This is a genomic window from Paraburkholderia sp. UYCP14C (assembly GCF_004197395.1).
Lineage (GTDB): Bacteria > Pseudomonadota > Gammaproteobacteria > Burkholderiales > Burkholderiaceae > Paraburkholderia.
Map to the genome: position 1 here is coordinate 230170 of NZ_SELS01000007.1, position 17738 is coordinate 247907.

The 17738-nt window shown below is 59.5% G+C and carries 11 protein-coding genes and 1 pseudogene; 2 read left to right on the top strand and 10 right to left on the bottom strand.

Going from position 1 to position 17738, the window contains the following annotated elements:
• Positions 1 to 161 precede the first annotated feature (161 nt).
• Complete coding sequence (locus EVC45_RS09360) at positions 162 to 2939, bottom strand: LuxR C-terminal-related transcriptional regulator (protein ID WP_129957707.1); 2778 nt, start codon at positions 2937 to 2939, stop codon at positions 162 to 164.
• A 1682-nt stretch (positions 2940 to 4621) separates the two neighbouring features.
• Entirely contained in the window at positions 4622 to 5392 is a 771-nt protein-coding gene (locus EVC45_RS09365; protein ID WP_129957708.1) for a response regulator transcription factor, read from the bottom strand.
• A gap of 1066 nt (positions 5393 to 6458) precedes the next feature.
• Here EVC45_RS09365 and EVC45_RS09370 point away from each other — a divergent pair.
• Positions 6459 to 7826 (top strand): hypothetical protein, encoded by a 1368-nt coding sequence (locus EVC45_RS09370; RefSeq protein WP_168991433.1) that lies wholly within the window; start codon positions 6459 to 6461, stop codon positions 7824 to 7826.
• 140 nt (positions 7827 to 7966) lie between these two features.
• Here EVC45_RS09370 and EVC45_RS09375 read toward each other — a convergent pair whose 3' ends face one another.
• The 8 genes and pseudogenes from EVC45_RS09375 to EVC45_RS47600 form a co-directional block, all read right to left on the bottom strand.
• Positions 7967 to 9727, bottom strand: coding sequence for a glycosyltransferase (locus EVC45_RS09375; protein WP_129957710.1), 1761 nt, complete (start codon positions 9725 to 9727; stop codon positions 7967 to 7969).
• Positions 9728 to 10056: 329 nt separating this feature from the next.
• Positions 10057 to 10533, bottom strand: a complete 477-nt coding sequence (locus EVC45_RS09380) for a DUF4019 domain-containing protein (protein WP_129957711.1) — start codon at positions 10531 to 10533, stop codon at positions 10057 to 10059.
• Between the two features lie 80 nt (positions 10534 to 10613).
• Positions 10614 to 10838, bottom strand: coding sequence for a DUF2827 family protein (locus tag EVC45_RS09385; protein WP_129957733.1), 225 nt, complete (start codon positions 10836 to 10838; stop codon positions 10614 to 10616).
• A gap of 94 nt (positions 10839 to 10932) precedes the next feature.
• Positions 10933 to 11331 (bottom strand): annotated as a pseudogene (locus tag EVC45_RS09390) (DUF2827 family protein); the annotation flags it as partial.
• A gap of 124 nt (positions 11332 to 11455) precedes the next feature.
• Positions 11456 to 13150, bottom strand: a complete 1695-nt coding sequence (locus EVC45_RS09395; protein WP_168991434.1) for a tetratricopeptide repeat protein — start codon at positions 13148 to 13150, stop codon at positions 11456 to 11458.
• Positions 13147 to 14979 carry a tetratricopeptide repeat protein gene (locus EVC45_RS09400; protein ID WP_129957713.1) on the bottom strand — a complete coding sequence of 611 codons (1833 nt, stop codon included), beginning with the start codon at positions 14977 to 14979 and terminating at the stop codon, positions 13147 to 13149. Before EVC45_RS09400 ends, EVC45_RS09395 begins: the two co-directional genes overlap by 4 nt.
• Before the next feature lie 91 nt (positions 14980 to 15070).
• On the bottom strand, positions 15071 to 15394 hold the full coding sequence (locus tag EVC45_RS09405; protein ID WP_129957714.1) for a hypothetical protein: 324 nt from the start codon (positions 15392 to 15394) through the stop codon (positions 15071 to 15073).
• A gap of 34 nt (positions 15395 to 15428) precedes the next feature.
• Positions 15429 to 16538, bottom strand: coding sequence for a YadA-like family protein (locus EVC45_RS47600; protein ID WP_306770770.1), 1110 nt, complete (start codon positions 16536 to 16538; stop codon positions 15429 to 15431).
• On the opposite strand from EVC45_RS47600, the gene EVC45_RS47605 reads away from it, so the two are divergent.
• Positions 16495 to 17738: hypothetical protein (locus EVC45_RS47605; protein WP_306770771.1), on the top strand; the 1244-nt coding region annotated here is incomplete at its 3' end. The genes EVC45_RS47600 and EVC45_RS47605 overlap by 44 nt on opposite strands.

The window sequence follows — 17738 nt, forward strand, 5'->3', positions numbered from 1 at the left end:
CAGCTCGCGCCGCGTCCCGCAACCGTGCAGCCCAGATGTCGTTCGAAGAACGTCGCGGTCGCGGCGGCGTCGGATGAGGGGGACGGGCGTTTGTGGAGACGTCCGATGATCGCGGGGATGGTCTGCTCGCGGTTGCCTATCCCTTGGCGAGGGGTGCACCACTACATCGCGGCGCGTCCGTCACCAACGCCGCGACCGAGGACGATATGCACGGCTTCGATGCGCGAACTCACGTTGAGCTTTTCGAAGATGTTCTTCAGATGCCATTTCACGGTCTCGGGTGCGAGTTTCAACGATCGCCCGATTTCCTTGTTGGAAAGTCCGAGAGCGACGCAGTTGATAATCTCCAGCTCCCTGACACTCAGGACATCCGACGATGTTGTCACGACCCTGACAGACCTGGTGGATACGGATCGGCAACTATCGCATTCGTCGAATACCGCCAGCAATCGATCGGCATACGCCATTTCCGGAGTCACGGTGCCGCCCGATCCCTGGCGAAACCGTTGCAATAGTGCCCGCACGGGTTGACCTTCGTCGACGAAGCTGTTGATCATGCCAATCGCCCCACCGATGTGCAGTGCGCGCTCGAGTATGACGAGCGCCCTGTCGGCTTCCCCGCACTGTTCATACGCACAGGCAAGCAGAAGCGAAACGAGTGCCTCGGAAACACGCCAGCCCATTGCGGCCAGCGTATCGAGTGAGCGCTCGAGAAGCACGACAGCTTTGGAAGCGAAACCCTCGGCCATCTGAACCCTGGCTTGCAGCATGCAATAGTTCGTCCAACTCTCGATAGCAGATCCTTGCCGTCCTTCGCAAAGTGCTGGCACGCTTACGCTCAGGTCGTCGGCGATTTGCCTGGCTTGCGCCACGTTGCCGTCTTCAATGAACAATCGTACCGCTTCAGCATCGCATGCAAGCTTCAGACGCAGCCATTGTCGCTTCATGGCAACCTGGCGGCCGTCTTCGAGAGCGGCCAACGCCGAGCCGGTCTCCCCGGCACGCCTCAGCAGGCGTGCCGCCACAAGTATGTGCCGCGCCAGCGCACCAATCGGAGCGCTCTCCAAGATGATATTCGTGCGGCCGGCAATCATCTGCCGCGCTTTCGGCAGTTCGTCGCACTCGTAGTAAACGTATGCGACGTACCCGGCTATACAGGCCACGCCAGCCGACGAAACACCTAGCGAGCGTTCCGCACGTCGCATCGCCACTTCGAACGTTCGTCTCGCCTCGGTAAGCTCGCCATGCATCATTGCGGCGAGACCGTACATCGCGTCTCGATACAGGTCCGAGTGGTGCGGCTCGGCGTCGGCTTCCCCGCGGTCCTTGACGAGATCCCATATATGAAGGATCTGGTCGAACCTGCCTCGATAGATCAACCCGAAGAATTGCACTGATTGCGCGTAACGCTTGACCCACGGTGCAACTACCGCACCGGAAGCCTCCGCCGCGCGTCCGTGTTCAAGCGCCCGCTCGCTATCGTCACCGACAGCGGCAACCAGCGCGGCAACCGCGTTGACCTCGGCCAACCCGGCTTCGTCGACCGCGCCGGCATCTTCGCTATGCGTCCGCGTGAGTTCGTCGACAATCGAGCCGATTTCCTTCGACGCACTTGTGATCTGAAGCGAGAATGCGAGCGCCCATGCTTTGGCAAGCCGCAAACGCAGCCGTCCACGAATGACATCGGGTGGAAATTTGTTGATCCAACCCAGCAACGCGTAGGGGTCGCCACGCTCCAACATGTCTATTGCACAATTCTCCGCCCACTGCGTTGCCAGTTCGAATTCGCCCGCTGCCAGAGCATGACGGACCGCCTCGGGCCACAGACGTTCCGCCGCAAACCACCGGCATGCGCGACCATGCAACAGCTGAACCTGTTGCGGCTTCTGACGAAGAAGACGCCGCCGCAGCGCATCGGACAACAATGCGTGATAGCGATACCAGTCGTGCCTTTCGTCCAGTGGACGGATGAACACGTTATGCCGTTCGAGCCAGGCGAGCTTTTCTCCACTCCCCTCACCATCCAGAATCGCATCGCATACGCCGGGACCCAGCCGCTCCAGAATCGACGTGTGCAGCAGGAACTCCAGCATAGGTGGCGGCAAGTGAGTGAGGACCGTATCGTTCAGGTAGCGGTCGATTCCTGAACCGGGGCCCATGAGATTGTTGGCGATCCCGGACGCGTCGCGCATCTGACCTAATGCAAGCGACGCCAATTGGAGACCCGCGATCCATCCTTCGGTTGTACCGTTCAACAGCTCGACGTTGCTTCGCTCGAGTGGCACAGCACCTGTTCGGTCGAAAAACGACTGTGCCTCGTCGATCGAAAAGCGCAAATCATCGGCACCGATGCGCACCAACTCCTCCGGTGTTCGAAGCTGCCCGAGCGTAAGAGCTGGTTCGGCGCGAGCACCAACCAGGATGTGCATATTCTCGGGCGCATAGCGCAGCAGACGAGAGATCACCGTCAGCACGGGTTTCGCGGTGACACGATCGACGTCATCGAGTACGAAGAAGACGCTGCGGCCGCATTCGGCAATGCCATTCAGGAGCACAGAAATGATTGTTCTGATCGGCGTCAGCGAATCGAGGCTCAGCAATCGCTGCGCTTGCGACGCGATGTCCTCCGCTACGCGGGCCAGCGCCGCCACCAGATAGGCGACGAACAGTTGGGGGTCATCGTCTTCGCCGTCGAGGCTGAGCCACGCCACCGGGTGCCCTTTCTCCGACAGCGCTTCGGTCCGTTCGGACAGCAACGTGGTCTTGCCGAAACCCGCGGGCGCACTTACGACGACAACGCTGCGTGGCCGCCGCTCATCGAGGCGGTTGAGCAACGCAAGGCGTCGCACGCAGCGGGACGGCAGCCGGGGCGCGATCATCTTGGTCTGGATTAACGACACGCTCCACTCGCCATCGGTCCTGCATGAAGAGGCTTCCATGACTATTTCCCACCCCGACGAACCGCCGCCAGCAAAGACGCTTTCATTGACTTCGTAAGGGATGTTTTATGTATATGTTGAACTGCTTTGATGCTCAACACGAATTGCTCGCTATCTTAATATCCAGAAACACCTGTTCCGCATAAATCGCGCAAACGTTTCGCGTAGTTGTTATCGCGCAACATCGCGGATCAGGGCGAGGTTCACTGTGCCGAAGTGCACCGGAGAACAACGGCCCCAGGCCGACCTGCGCTCGACGGCACTGTGATGGCGGCCCTGGCGCGGGCCGCGGCGAAGTGTTGGCGCGTATCGGAACAGGTGCGGGAAACGAACGCGGAACGATCGCGAATGAGCTCGAGTTTTGATATGTTCACGTCGCGCCATGGGCCTTCTGATACCTTTTGCCTGCGTCAAACGTCTCGCCGCCTACTCATGATTCGACCGCACTCACGATATGACTGGACCGTTAGCTCCAGCCTTCGGAGCCATCACCTGCCGGCGTTGAAATCACTTGAGCGGCATCTGACGGTATGCATCGCCAATGCGGCAGACCGTTTGGCACACATGTCAATTCATTGCCAGATATTGAAAAGTAGCTGATGCTGACGATAGTCCCCAAGACGGGTATTGGAAGCGCCGTGCCATTGGCATGGCCACACGACTGCCCACCGGTCTGCCCACATGTGTGGAAGCAGTTGTCCGCCAGTATTCGTCTTCATGCGCAACACGACGCGCTCTATTCTGCAGTCCGGACATTTTGCTGGGAACCGCGACGCATCGAGCAGCATGCCATTCTTGCTCTAACACTGAGGAGCCCTTGCACGGGCGTTATGGCTGATGAGCCATCCGCGTCTCGCCATTCGCGAGCGAATCCGCGTGAATTCACCGGACCGGCCTGTCTGATTGGAGGGGTGGTCATCATTGCGTGGATCACACTTGCTCACTCGCCACTTCGCGAGCCGTCGCTTCACGCTGATGCCGTCTCTGGCCTGACCAATCGGCAAGAGATAGCGCTGCAAGCTCCTCACGCAGCGCAAGTGCCGCTGCCACGAAACGAGGCTCCGCCGCTGGCGATTGAAACTCAACGTATGCCTGCGCGGGCCACGAAGAAGACGATGGTCGTTAACGCTGCACTGCAATCAGTCGGCAATCGCACGCCTGATGTGCTGCGCAAACATCGCCGGCACGGCCGTGAGACAGCGCCATTCGACGCAGTGCCGCACGCATCGCCAACGTCGGATTCGATTGTCCGGCAAACCCGCCTCGTTGCCGCACCTCGGCTCCATGTTCGCGATCGCGCCGCGGATCGACGTCCGCGGATAGCATCGTCGCCGATGGACGCTGGTCAAGATGGGGCGTTTGCACAGTTGCCAGAAGAACGCCTCGCGACTGCGAAGACGCGGGGAACGACGGTCACCACCAGCCCGGATGCAACCGACTGGATGAACCATATGGTGCAGCGCCGGATCACAGAGGTAGCCGAAAAGTTTTCCGGGTCCATGTAGCGTTGCCAGGCCCGTGCTCTCGGGTCTTTGCATGTTCTCGGGATGGCTCGGTCGAACAACAGGTTAATGGCGCGCGCCTTGCCCCGAGTCCAGGACAGCCCGCCGTGCAGAGCCAGCTTCGGACCAGACACAAGGCAACGCGCCTTGGTCCGACCCGAAGTCATGGCGAATGCCGCGCTAGACCGCCGGCATCAGCCAGGAGTGCCGTTCGACATCCTCTTCCGGCGCGGCACAGACCGGCGTTTCGCTTGCCACGCTACGCACGAGAACCTCGTCCAGACGGTATCCGTGCGTATAGACCGTGCTCAGGCGTACGCCGTTCTCCGAGTGCAAAGACAGCTTTCGCCGCAACCGATAGATATGGGTGTCGACCGTGCGCGACGTACTATCGAGTTCGCGTCCCCAGGCAAGTTTCGCCAACAGGTCCCTGGAGACCGCGCGCCCGACGTTGGCGAAGAGAAACGCGGCAACCTCGAATTCCTTCGCCGTCAACTCTATCGGCTTGCCGTGAAGAGAGGCGTTGCGTCGCTCCACATCGAAGACGTAGGGCCCAACTGCTATCGCGTTGTCGACCTTTTCCTTACGAGAGGTGCGGCGCAACAGGGCGCCGACTCTGGCGACGAGCTCGACCTCGCGGAACGGTTTCACGACGTATTCGTCGGCACCCGCTTCGAGCGCCTGCACAATGTCGACCTCCAGCACTCTGCTAGTCAGGAACAGCACGGCTGGTTCACGCCCCAGGTTGCCGCGTATCCAGTGCAGGACCTCGAATCCGGTCATCCCAGGCAATTGCCAATCGAGCACCACGAGATCGACTTGATTGGACTTTAGAAAGCGCACAGCATTCTCGCCAGAATCGGCCCGGTTTATTACGTGCCCCGATTGTTGCAGCGCATTTCCGACAGCCGTTGCTTGCGCGAGATCGTCTTCCACCAACAGGATATTCATGTATCACCTCTTTCTTTCGAACCGATAGACCTGTGAACCTGACATCCGGCGGAACGAACCGGAATGCGCGATCTGGGTAACCACCATAAGGATGACCGAGTCGATAGGCACGAAAGCCCCCTAACGGGACAGATATCCGGCAATTGTTCAGACGCACGTCCTAACAAACACCGTCGTTCCGCATAGATTTTGTGAACTTCTGAAGCTCAAGATACCCGGCGTCCAGCGGTAAGATAGCCCCCCATTCGGGGGGCCGAAATGTCTTCGACGGGTTGGAGGAAATCCGTCCCAGCGGCCATGCCACGCCTCGTGGCCAGATGAACATCGCAAGTTTTATTTTTGTAATGCAAAAGAAAGCACTTGGAAATAATCAGGCGTGGCTGTCGATGCATAACAGTCAGCGACGTGGGACGAGTCATCGGCTCGTCGGGCAAGGCGACATATGTTGCGACCAGTTGCACGTTGTTTGGCAATTACCGGTTGTTATCGAAGATCAATGCACTCGATATCGATGCGCGCTCATTTCAATCATCACGTCGCGGGTCGTCGCCGCTTCGTCCGCATGGATTAACGACACCGGACAAGCAGCCGGAAAAATTCGGGCGTCCTGGGGACCACCATCGCCTCCGGCCATCTCTCGAGATCCGGGGCTTCGACTGGCGGCGCGGCACATCTGTCTTCACGGAAGCACATTCGCTAACAATATCAACCGCGACGGTTCACATTACGTGAGAAAGGCCACTCCAAAGTCAGACTAAACTTTTCCCGACCGCAAACCCCATCGCGCGACGATCAAAGCGCGATTCTTGATACTCGAAATGCAATATGCCCGACGCCCTGCGCGAAGACATTTGATAGAGGATGCTGCAGCATAAACCGGCCAGTCGCACAACGCGTCGACGGTTACGTGCAACAACAAGAGAAGCACACGTTGAACGATCAGTTTGTGTTCTTCTCGAGTCCCGAATTTATAACCAGAAAACATGCGCATGATTATGGTTGACCGACGGATGCCTGAGTGCCCCGCCGCCCGGCTGCATTGCTGTGCATGTTTGGGATCCGCAGTGTGAGCTCTGACGTCGTTTCGTTTCACTCAATTCTGTTGAATCATCCGTGCGATGCCGTACTCGACAATCATCGCGCCTACTGCGCAAGGCACGGGTATGCGCATACGGTGCATGCCATTGGCAGCCCGGGAAATAGCGATCTCATCCGCCTTGTCTACAAGTACAGCGTAGCTAGAAAAATGGTGATGAAAGCGCCAGCCGGCACGCTCCTGATCTTCGGGGACGAATCGGCAGTCATATATGAACAGCTTGCTGCAGACCGTGTGATCGGCGACGCGCTCTACTGGATCACCCAATGCGCTGCCCATGGCCACCCGGATGGATGCTTTTTCATGCTTCGTGCAGGCCCGGCTGCACTCAAGTGGCTCGACAGAATTCTCGACGTGCTACGCGGCCACGGCGCCGATCACGGCGTGAGCCGGTGGAGCCACTTTGAGCTGGAGGGCATTCCAGCAACACCATACAACCAATCTCTCGATGGTGCCCTCTGGTGCAGCCTGCTGTTCACGCCGTTCGGACTCCACCTGCCTGAACATTCAGCCTTCGTACTGTCGCTCAATCCAACCGCGCATACGAACGCCCACGACAATCGAGTCACCAGTCGTTTTGTTGACTACCTCAACTCGGTCCAGGCGCGTGCCGGTCGGCTGTATGACGACATTGACGTGCCCCCCATCTCCGAACCATCGTTCGAAGTCGTTAATCCAGGCCGCCCGATTGCGTTGATCACGAGTTACACGGCGAACATAGCAATGTATGCGGCCATCTCTCAGCGCAACGTCACCTCTTACTGCCGACGCCACGATTACACGCACTACGTCTACCGTGACACACCGGCTCGTCTGGACCGCAAGGTGACCGGCAACTGGAACAAGGCCGCATTGCTGCTTCGCCATTTCGATGCTCACCAACAGTTGGGATGGATCGATGCGGATGTGCTGATTCACGCACCGCAACTTTCGCTCAAAGAAATCACGTGCCAGCAGCAGTTCACGCTCGTACGCGACGTCTCAAACCACCGACTTAACAGTGGCTTCATGGTGTTTCAAGCCACGCCCGAATGCCGCTCGTTTCTTGAACAGGTTCAGGCTATGATCGACGTCGTGCCCGATAAGCGTGGTGTCTACACGTCAGGCGGCGACCAAAACGCATTCATATCCGTCTGGGAAGCCTCAGGCGGAGATGCAACGATCCCACTGTCAGACTGCGTATCTTCGAATTCGCATCCGGCTCTCTATGATGCGGACAGTTTCATGATTCATTACATGGGCTATCCAGACCGCTTCCGGGCAGTAGTGATGCGAGCCGATGCGCTTGACATCGAGTGCCGTAGCATGGCGCTCGAAAAATCCATCCACTCCATATAAGTGAGCTTGCCCCGAAAAGCGAATCCCTTGCTGAGCTTTTAAACTCGAGCAAGGAGAGTCAAGAAGATGAGAAAAACGTCCGCAGGACGTCCTTGCACCGGAGAGAACCAGTGCGGCATGCCCAACGATCCGAATCAAAACTATTTGAAATACGACGCGATATCGGGTATCGAATCGAAGCCTAGACCAGATAGTCTATAGTCCTCCGTCACCCCTCCCTGGCCGACATTTGAGTGCCAACTGGAGTTGAAGCAGCGCCGCCTGTCTACATGAAAGGCGACAATCGATTCAAAAAACGACACGTTCCACACGCGATCCTTGTAGCAGGTTGCTCCCGTCTTAATACCTGGAAACCGTGCGTTGACAGCGTCAGCAACATGCTTGCCGAATTCGACAAACGAATGCCTGGGCTCGGAATTGAATCCAGGCATGTAGCTGGTATGAACGTCCTCTACGATTAGCATTCCCCCATCGTTCAGGTGGGAAAACGCGCGGTCCGCCGTCACGATCTGCTGGTGATTCATGTGACCACCGTCGTCAATTAGTACGTCGATGCTACCAACGCGCTTGTAGAAGTCCTCCCAGAACAAGCTGCTCGACTGGTCGCCAATAAATATCTCGAAACCATTCTTCTCCCATTTCCTGGCCGCGGGATTCAGGTCCACGCCTATGATACGGGCCTGCGGGCCCAGATAGCGCCTCCACATGTGCAGTGAGCCACCACTGAACACCCCGACTTCCACCAACGTCACGGGTTTGCCGACGTATTTGGCGAAAAGTGCCTCATACACCTGGAAATATGAATCATGCTTTACGCACAACGCTGGTGCTTCGCTAAAACACTGATAGATCCGCGTCGAGGACAGGGGCGCTGGCTCGCTCTCCAGGTGTGTGCCAACCCCTGTACCTGCGACTGTCACGCGGTGCTTTTGCTCATCCAGGCCGGCATAAAAACTTTGATCCAGTTCGGCCGTATCGGCGGCAGACAACTTCCCAACTTCGAGAAGGGCTTGTCTCTTGCCATTCAGCAATCCAAGCAACTGGTTCTTGACTTCCATCGGGTTCTGCCCAAATGCAGTACCAACCTCCCTTAAAGCCAAACCTGCGGCACGATGCTGTTCATGCAATGCGGTAATTTCATGCGTGCCCCAACCAACATGGTATAGGTCGAGCAAGCTGGCACAACTCGGGCCGTCAAGGCGCGGAAAGTACATCGGAAGCAGACGCTCATAGAGGCGGCACTTGCTTCGAAACAGACGATTGGCATCCAGCCGGAGCGAAGTCATTGCAGCGTGGATGCGATAGCGCAACAGCACGTCAGGGAGATTGGCAAATTTTGCACCATAAAGCATACAGTCGAACCAGAACCCAAGATCATCTACCACATACAGATTGGCATCATATGCGATCCGGTTACTACGAACGAAGTCGGCGCGCCACATGGCTGAGGGATTGGCCAGGTACGCCGCTCCCCCTAAGAACCGCGCCTTGATTCTTGCATCGTCCAGAGGGAAATCCGACATGGTGTCATCCATGCCGAAATGCTGGATCTGTGTACCGACGACCGTGATATCGCGGTTGTCGTCAAGAAAAGACGCCTGCGCAGCCAGTCGCTGTGGCAATGCCAGATCATCGTGATCAAGCCGGGCAATGTATTCCCCTTTCGCCAGAGACATAGCCAGATTCATCGTCCCGGGCAAACCATGATTGATCACATTCGTATGAAGGCGAACGCGAGAATCCGCTATTGAGGTGACAAGCCGGACGGTCGAGTCCGAGCTCCCATCGTCAATGACCAAGACTTCGAAATCACAGTCGCTTTGGCTCAGAATCGAGTCCAGTGTTTCTTCGATATGCTTTTCAGCATTGAATGTTGGAATGATTACGGAAACTTTCGGCATGATCTTGATCACATGATAGATTTACAAAGGCACTTTTTCATATAAATGCGTCATCGCGGTCTACGGGAAACTAACGCTGTTTAGTCTGGCATTTCGTCTTCCCGATGCCGATTGCCACACACCTGCCACAACGGGAAATCCGGTTCATGTACACCAGGTGATCTTGCCAAGTCTTCCGATGCAAACGTCCAGAAAACGTGACCAACGGGTATTCGACGTATTTGCCAGCGGTCTGTTCAACCGCTCTGATCGTCTCCCGCCGTTTTGGTCCGGGTGGACGCAATAGCCCGCGCCGTGCAGCCCGATCGTAATGCCGATACGCAACCCGTTCACGGCTTGGCGCCGTTCACCGCTGTCGCGCCTTGGGGCTGACGCGGTATATAGCCGGTCAAGTGCCACTGACCATCGGCATCCAACTGGAAGCTCAGCAATTCGAAGACCGTGCGGCCGCTGGCAAGCGTCGACGTAAAATCCACGTTCGCATAAAGTCCATCTGGAATCCCCGGAAAACCGATGTACTGGATCCGGGTGATCGAAGACCAGCCGCGCCGGGTGACAGCCCCCAGCGCTTCACGAGCCTCGCGCGTCGTGCTGACGAACTGGGCCTGCGGGATCTTCGCCTTGACGAACGGTGCCGCGTCCCGCCATGCCTCGGCATAGTGATTCGAATCGAACTGCTGAAATACGCGGTCCGCGTCTGTCAGCAATTCGTCGGCCGAAGTTCCCTGCGCGGCGGCGGCAATCGTGCAGGACGTCCCCAGCACGCAGATGGCGGCCAACTTGAGAATTGAGGTGATGTGCTTCAAGTAGTTCTCCCTACGCAAAATATGCCCGGTGTTAAATCATTGCTATTCGATGGTCATTGACCATGGGTGCGGTCCAGCACTCAGGTTTGCTCAAAGAGTGCGGCAAGCGCGTCTCTGTCAATCTTCACGTTGTCTTCATTCTCAGGATCGAGTCCGCCAAGGAATGCATTCGCCGTGCGCCGGTATGGATCGAGGTGAGTGTCGTGCTCTGCGAACGCCTGCCGCAGGGCATGTCCACCCTCCTCGCAATCGAAGTGGTGATAGCGATATCCACACGCTCCGATCAGGTGCGAGTTGTGGACCAGCGGGTAACCGCCCGCCGCGGGTCATATCGTCCGCTGGTTCGCGCGCTTCCAAGCCATAGGTCAAGCCGAACGATTCGACCTCGCGCATACGTTGCTGGATGAACTGCGGATGCCAGATGTACGGCACCTCGTGCACATTGCAGCGGTGCACGAGGCGCATCATTGGCGCAAACGCGGCGTGTTTGGGCAGATGCCAGACCTCATCGCAACGATCGGGTCGGAATGCATGCGTGGGTGTTTCGAGCGCGCCGCTCATTTCGATGATTACGTCCACCTCATCCGTGGCCACGCGCGTCCTCATCACCCGCAGATTACGTGCGGTCAGATCGAGCTGGGACGGCATCACACCCTGGTCACCGGCATCGATAAGCAAAACAGACTGCACGAACGGTAGGCACTGAAATAGTTCGGCGAGAAAGATGGCATTCCGGCCAAGACCGTTCTGCCAGATATTCTGTCCGTGATGGGTGATAACTGAAATTCCGATACGCATGTTCAAAACCTGCACCCGATGCTTTGAATCCTCGCTCGTGGCAGAGGCTGGCAACTCGATCAGTCCACGTTGTTAGAAGAGGTTCGACGCCACATCGCTCCTGCGGATATCGGGCTCATGTTCATCAGGTCGCCCTGCCATGCACCAGCTCGTCCAGCGATACCGCAACCCGCCCGACGACCTCTGCCCAATCCCCCGGCGTCGTTTGCCGGAACAGGCGCATCACCCGTGGATACCACGGCGAATCCGTCCTGTCTTGCATCCAGCGCCAGTCCGTCCACGGCTTATGCAACAGAAGCCAGCAAGGCTTGCCCAGTGCGCCGGCCAGGTGCGCTACGGATGTGTCGACGGAGATCACCAGGTCCAGCTGGCTGACGAGGGCCGCGGTATCGGCGAAATCCTCCAGTTCGTGGGCGGCCGACACCGTGGGCAATTGCGTCTGCAGATGCGCCGGTTCGTCTTCACCCTGTCCTTTCTGCAGGCTCACGAACGTTACGCCCTGCACCGACCAGAGCGGCGCGAGCGACAGCAGACCGGGCAAGGACCGGAGTGCATCGTGCTGATGGTCCGTCGAGCCCCTCCAGACGAGACCGACCTTGAACCCGCGCGCAGGCAATCGGGCACGCCAATGTCCTACCCTGTCGGGCAGCGCGTGAAGATAGGGAAGATGCGCGGGAATGTTGTCGGTCGTGGTGCCAACATGCAACGGAAGGCTCATGATCAGCGACCAGTAATCGTGCGGACCGACTTCCCCGTCGTGACAGACCACCTCATCGATTCCTTCGAGCGTCTCCATGAGCGACTTCAACGGCGCAGGACAGAGCAACGTGAGACGACGCAGGCCACGCGCCTTGAGTAGCGGCGCGTATCGGGCCAACTGGATAGCGTCACCCAGACCCTGCTCGTGCCATATCGCGAGAGACCGGCCAGCCAGAGGTTCGCCCCGCCATTGCGGAAAGCCCGGATCAGGAACCGACACATCGAATGCACTGCACCCCCGGTATCGGGCCTCAGCGTGATGCCAGCCCTCAGCGTATCGTCCCTGGCTCAGCAGAAGCAATGCCAGATTCCAGCCGGCATCCGCGAAATCGGGATGCTGCTGCAGGACATCCCGGTACATCACTTCGGCTTCGTCGTAACGATTTAGCTCTCGCAGGGCGGTACCGAGATTGTTCCGTGCATCCGCGTGCCCCGGATCGATCTCCAGCGCGTGACGGAATGCCTGTTCCGACTCGCCGAAACGTCCGGATCGCAGAAGCTGCAACCCGAGGTTATAGTGGGCACGAAGGTAGCCCGGATCATTCCGGATAGCTAGACGATATGCCGTCTCGGCCTCACTGTAACGCCCCATCTGATCAAGCAGGATTCCCAGGTTGTTCAGGGAATCGTTGGATTCCGGGTCCAGCGTCAATACCTGACGAAACGCGCGCTCCGCCTCGTCCCGACGCCCGGTCCCCATGAACACCATGCCAAGATTTCGGTGGGCAGGCGCATAGTCAGGCGCCAGTTCGATCGCACGGCGACATGCCGTCTGCGCCTCCTGAGGCCGTCCCAACTGGAGCAGCGTGTCGGCCAGATTACCCAGGTACACAGGGCTCTCGCTGATCCCGTTTGCCTGCCTGATCAACACCGCAGCCAGGGCGAGCGCGCCCCGGCTGGCATGAATCAGCCCCAGCAAGTGAAGCGCATCCGCATGTTTCGGATCGTCCATAAGCACCTGCAGGTAACCCTCTTCGGCCTCCTGCACGCGTCCAGCCTGGTGTGCCTCGAATGCGGGCAGGAATGCCGACAGGAAAACTGTGTCGTATTGATTCGTCATTCCCCACCCCTTTGCACGGGTTGCGGCGCACCAGTCCCAACCAGCGAAGCGAGATCGCGCGCGACTTGCGCCAGCACCGGATCCCATTGGCCATACGCCTGTTGCCGGTACAGCCGGATCGACGGATACCATGGGCTGTCGATGCGTTCGGTCATCCAGACCCAGTGCGGCCGGACATCCAGCAATACCCATGCGGGCACACCCAGGGCGCCGGCCAGATGCGCGACCGACGTACACACGGTGATCACCAGATCCAGGCTTTGGAGCAACGCCGCCGTATCATCGAACGACGCGAGCTCCGACGTAGGGTCGGCCAAACTTAATCCGGCCTCGCACATGACCTCCGCCTCATCGCCGCCGCCGACCTGCACACTGACAAAATCAACCCCGTCCACGACGCTCAACGCGCTCGCGAAGGCAAGTGGATTGACGGAGCGAAACGGATTGCGCTGATGCGCGCGGCTGCCGGTCCACGCCAGCCCCACCCTGAGCTTGCTTGCCCTCTTCGTGGATCGTGCACGCCACGCGTTGACCTTGGTGCGATCTGCCCGAAGGTAGGATGTCGTGACGGGCAACTGGTCCGGTGTCACAGCAAGCGTCAACGGCAGGCTTGCCAGCGGCAGTTGAAAGTCGTATCCGGGCCAGGAAAGCGGCTGATCGTGCGCCACGATTGTCCCCACCTCATGGCCCATACTGCGCTGAACCAGCTGGAACAGGGACGCAAAGCAGCAAAAAACCAGTTTGCCCCCTGCGTGGCTGACGATTCCGGCGATGAGCGGAAGGAATCGCACGAATTGCAGGACGTCTCCGTAGCCTTGCTCACTCCATACAAAAAGGGTTTTGCCCTCGAGTGATTCTCCGGTCCAGCGTGGTGCCGACAGGGTCGGCAGCGTGTCGCGAAGCTCGGGGGAACCGTCCCATCGCGCCTCATGGCTTACCCAACCCGTAACATAGTCGCCGCGCAGCAATTGCAACATGGCGAGCGTCCAGGTGAAGGACTTACTACCTGGCTCAAGACCCGACGCACGCTGCGCACAATACAGTGCGCGATCCCATTCCTGGAGTTCACTGAGTACATTCACACAGGTTTGCAGCGCAATCGGATAGTCCGGCGCAAGCGCGCACGCGCGCTCGACCGCGACCTGGGCCGCGGCCGGATCTCGCCGCTTCAACAGCACTGTCGCGAGGTTGGTCCACGCCAGCGCATTGGTGGACTCGTCACGAAGGACGTCCTCAAGTAGCGACTGAGCCTCATCGTGACTACCCAGCTCGATATACGCGGCGGCCATATTGTTGCGTAACATGGACACGGACTGATCAAGCCGCATCGCGCGCTGGTAGGCATCGAGTGCGAGGTCGTGTCGCCCGCCCAACTGATACATCAGGCCAAGCGTGAACCAGCCGAGAGCGTCCATGGGCACGCGTTCGCAGTACGTCGCGGCAACACGTTGCGCGAGATCAAACCGGCCCAGACCCCGCAGGAGTTCGATCCATTCCAGCACCCATTTCTCGCCTTCCGTAGAGTGGCGATAGGCGCGCTCAAACCACGCCTGCGCCACTTCACGCTCGCCAAGATCCCGCGCGATATACGCGAGCTCCACCTGCACGCGAGTGTCATCCGCTGCGTCTTGCAGCGTGCGATCCAGCAACGCACGCGCTTCGACGTGGCGCCCACGCAGTCGCAGGAGCCGGCCCGTCGCCGCCGAGATTCCCGGATCCTCGGAGTGCTCAGGACGACGAGACTGGAGCAGGCGCCATGCCCCGACAAGATCGCCCTGCGAGGTTAGTTCGTCGATACGCTCAAGGTACGCCGCGATGTCACTGCTCATCTCAACCGCCCCCTGGAAGCCACAACGAGTACACCCCGCTCCCGAAAGGACACATAGCTTGTCCCATTTCGCCGATCCATCGACATCAACCTCACCTCAACTGCGAGATGATCGATATAGCGGCGAACAGACCGAACACCACCCCTGTCAGCCGACCTCGCCACGCCCCGGCACGAGCTGGCGGATCGACGAAGAAGCGCGGGCGGCGGGGGCGCGCCAGAATGTGCCACAGCCCCGGCAGGACGAACAGGATAACCGTCACCACCAATGCAACCAGACACACCCTGGCGACATCCGGCCGCAATCCGGCCACTCCGTCATCAAGCCAGTCGAAATACTCGACTGCCGACATCGTCAAAAATGTCACTGCTCCGCTCACTAGCAGGTTGGCGACAAAACGATCGGTGTAATCCACGACACGCTCTCCTTTCGCACTCACGAGATCCGCCTTACCACTGATATCCAAGGCCAGCGCCATACACCGTCCCCGAGGCGCTGCTGCTGACTCCACCTTTGACCTTCAGATTGTCGGTAATCCGCGCCGTAAATCCGATCGCAACTGCCGAGTAGCCCTGGTAGTGCCCAGTGCCGATCCCGATCGACAAGGTCTTGCCCGGATCGACATCGGGAATCATCGTCAGCGCGGTTGCGCCCGCGACACCCAAGTACGCTTGCCGCGCCAGTGCGTTCACGCCCTGCTGAACCGAGTTCAACTGCGACATGTTGACCGCATCAGTCGGATTGACGCCCGGTGCCACATTCGTGATGGTCCGCTCATTGCCGGGTGAGCCGACCGACACCGAGTTCGGTTCGCTGGCGACCGAGCCGGAGCCCAGCGCCACGGAGTTTGGTGCGGACGCCGTGGCATTCGCGCCCCACGCCGACGAGCCGGTGCCGGTCGCCTGGGCGCCCGAGCCCACCGCGACGGTATGGCCCGCACTCGCGGTCGAATTGCCGCCGATCGCCACCGATTCCGTGCCCGTTGCGCTCGCCGCGTTACCGCTTGAATTCACCCCGGTATAGGGCGACGACGCGGTGCCGGTGCCGGTGCCTGTACTTGCCGACGACGAGGACGGAAGCTGTGTACCGGACGAGGTGCTGCCGGTCGCGGAACCGATTTGCGCTTCGATCGCGGTTTCAAACGTGTACAGCTGGCTGCCGTTGATCGCATCGGTACTGGTTGCGGAGATCGCGCCTGCCGCGACGTTGGTCAGTGCGACAGCCGAACTCGCACCGACACCGCCGAGCGTCACACTGTTATGCGAGCCGTTGTCGTACAGCACAGCGTCGCTTGCCACCGAGGCCACCGCCTGCAACTGGCTCACGTTCACCGCATCGGTCGGCGCGGTGCCAGCGGCGACACCGGTGAGCTGGCGCGCGCCCGCGGTGCCGGTGAAGTCGACTGTGGTGCCGCCGGTATTGGCACCCACCGTGATCGTGCCGTTGCCCGGTGCACCGCCTACCTGCTGCACGAGGCCGACCGTGCCGGTGGCAATACCGGTCGATAGCGCGCTGATGCTGTTGTTCGTCGTCCTGAGTCCGGTCGACAGCGATGCCACGTTGCTGTTCGTCGTGCTCAGGCCTGTGGACAGCGAAGCCACACCGCTCTGTGCCGTGCTGACGCCCGTCGACAGCGAGCTGATACCCGTCGAGGCCGAGGTCGACAGTGACACCAGGTTGCTGTTGGTCGTGCTCAGACCCGTCGACAGTGAGCTGATACCCGTCGAGGCCGAAGTCGACAGCGACACCACATTGCTGTTGGTCGTGCTCAGACCCGTCGACAGCGAGTTCACACCGCTCTGCGCCGTGCTGACGCCCGTCGACAGCGAGCTGATACCGGTCGAGGCAGACGTCGACAGCGACACCACGTTGCTGTTCGTCGTGCTCAGACCCGTCGACAGTGAGTTCACACCACTCTGCGCCGTGCTGACGCCCGTCGACAGCGAGCTGATACCGGTCGAGGCAGACGTCGACAGCGACACCACATTGCTATTCGTCGTGCTCAGACCCGTCGACAGTGAGTTCACGCCGCTCTGCGCCGTGCTGACGCCCGTCGACAGCGAGCTGATGCCCGTCGAGGCCGAGGTCGACAGTGACACCACATTGCTGTTGGTCGTGCTCAGGCCTGTGGACAGCGAGTTCACGCCACTCTGCGCCGTGCTGACGCCCGTCGACAGCGAACTGATGCCCGTCGAGGCAGACGTCGACAGTGACTCCACATTGCTGTTCGTCGTGCTCAGACCGGTCGACAGCGAGTTCACACCGCTCTGCGCCGTACTGACGCCCGTCGACAGCGAACTGATGCCCGTCGAGGCAGACGTCGACAGCGAGTCCACGTTGCTGTTGGTCGTGCTCAGACCCGTCGACAGCGAGTTCACGCCGCTCTGTGCCGTGCTGACGCCCGTCGACAGCGAGCTGATACCCGTCGAGGCCGAAGTCGAGAGCGAACTGATACCCGTCGACGCCGAGGTTGACAGCGAGCTGATGCCCGTCGACAGCGAGCTGATACCGGTCGAGGCCGAGGTCGACAGCGAGTCCACGTTGCTGTTGATCGTGCTCAGACCCGTCGACAGCGAGTTCACGCCGCTCTGCGCCGTGCTGACGCCCGTCGACAGCGAACTGATACCGGTCGACGCCGAAGTCGACAGCGACACCACATTGCTGTTGGTCGTGCTCAGACCAGTCGACAGCGAGTTCACGCCGCTCTGCGCTGTGCTGACGCCCGTCGACAGCGAGCTGATGCCGGTCGAGGTCGACGT

Excerpts from the sequence above, each read along its gene's own strand:
- EVC45_RS09360 (WP_129957707.1), bottom strand. The coding sequence starts at position 2,939 with ATGGAAGCCTCTTCATGCAGGACCGATGGCGAGTGGAGCGTGTCGTTA.
- EVC45_RS09365 (WP_129957708.1), bottom strand. The coding sequence starts at position 5,392 with ATGAATATCCTGTTGGTGGAAGACGATCTCGCGCAAGCAACGGCTGTC.
- EVC45_RS09375 (WP_129957710.1), bottom strand. The coding sequence starts at position 9,727 with ATGCCGAAAGTTTCCGTAATCATTCCAACATTCAATGCTGAAAAGCAT.
- EVC45_RS09395 (WP_168991434.1), bottom strand. The coding sequence starts at position 13,150 with ATGACGAATCAATACGACACAGTTTTCCTGTCGGCATTCCTGCCCGCA.
- EVC45_RS09400 (WP_129957713.1), bottom strand. The coding sequence starts at position 14,979 with ATGAGCAGTGACATCGCGGCGTACCTTGAGCGTATCGACGAACTAACC.